This window comes from Elstera litoralis, assembly GCF_000963705.1.
Classification (GTDB): Bacteria; Pseudomonadota; Alphaproteobacteria; order Elsterales; family Elsteraceae; genus Elstera; species Elstera litoralis.
In genome coordinates, this window is record NZ_LAJY01000652.1 from 1 (window position 1) to 1,259 (window position 1,259).

Sequence of the window (1,259 nt, forward strand, 5' to 3'; positions counted from 1 at the left end):
ATTTCGACGAGCCAGTAGCTAATCAGTAGCTAGATCCGAAACCCGGCCGCTTGCCGTTTTCCGGTCCACCTATAAGTCTCTGATTTTATTTCAGAAAATGGTGGGCGCGACAGGGATTGAACCTGTGACCCCTACGATGTCAACGTAGTGCTCTCCCGCTGAGCTACGCGCCCCCTAATCGGGTCGGCCTATTGGGCCGTTCGGGAGGCGCAGAATAGCTTTTTTCAAAGGGCTTGCAAGCGCAAAATACTCTGCCGTCCGGGGAATTCGAACCAAATCGCGACGATCCCGCCCCGGCCGATAAAGCCGATTGAAGCATATTTAAATATGCATTACTCTTTTAGGTTGTAGGTATCACCCGTGTTGATTTTTAGGGACAGACCGTCCACACCGCTGGGGCTGAGAAAAACTGAGGAATAGCTTGATGCCGCCGTCAAACAATTCCCCTTCTGCTAGGCTTTTCGCCCAGATCAATGCTTATTATTCCGATCTCCCTCATGCTCTCATTGCCCTTCTAAAAGACTTTTCTAAAAATCAGGGTATTCTTGACTGTATTCTAACGCTTAATACTGTTGGAACTTTGGTCATGACGCGGGCCGGGGAGCAATTTACCTGTGATTGGTTAAATGGGCGTCTGCAACCGGCCAATCCGGCTCTCTATGATGCCGAGAGTGAAGACGGGCCACAAAGCGCCATCGATGATGCCGTGCGCGCCGCCCAATGGGTTTCGACGCCGGTGCATTATCTGCGGCGTGACGATCCAATCGCCCCCCGCCGCCCCTTGCGAACCCGCACGGTTCCGATTGTTTATGCGGGGGCTCCCTTTGGCGACTTGCACCTGCATTGGCCAGGAACGCGCGATGAAGAAGCTGCGTTTTTGGCGCTTTCCAGCGAAATCGCCCAGCAGGCCGCCTTTTTTTGCCAAGCGCTATGAAATTCGGGATTGGTTGGAGGGAAAGGGCCGTCGCCCCTATCTTCTGACCGGATTGAGCGCGCCGATCCGCGCGCTGGATCGCTTTCTTGAAAAAGCCGCGCGAAGCCCTCTGCCGGTTCTGCTGAACGGCGAGTTCGGCACCGAAACCGCTGCCGTCGCCACGATGATTCACGGGTTAAGCCCCAACCGCGATGGCCCCTTTGTTCATATTCTCGGGGCCGAACCCCAGGGCGACCCGGCGGATTGGGTGGCGCGGGCGGCGGGCGGGGCGCTGTTCATTAGCGAGATCGAAGCCCTCTCGCCGAGTTTTCAAAGCCAGTTGCTG

2 protein-coding genes and 1 tRNA gene are annotated in these 1,259 nt (G+C 55.8%); 2 read left to right on the forward strand and 1 reads right to left on the reverse strand.

All coding sequences use genetic code 11. From position 1 onward, the window contains the following. Positions 1-98 precede the first annotated feature (98 nt). Positions 99-173, reverse strand: a tRNA-Val gene (locus tag VZ95_RS18660). 413 nt (positions 174-586) lie between these two features. On the opposite strand from VZ95_RS18660, the gene VZ95_RS26040 reads away from it, so the two are divergent. Continuing rightward, on the forward strand, positions 587-934 hold the full coding sequence (locus VZ95_RS26040; protein WP_045777200.1) for a hypothetical protein: 348 nt from the start codon (positions 587-589) through the stop codon (positions 932-934). A 13-nt stretch (positions 935-947) separates the two neighbouring features. Then, positions 948-1,259, forward strand: a 312-nt coding sequence (locus VZ95_RS26045) for a sigma 54-interacting transcriptional regulator (RefSeq protein ID WP_045777201.1), incomplete at its 3' end; no start/stop codon positions are given.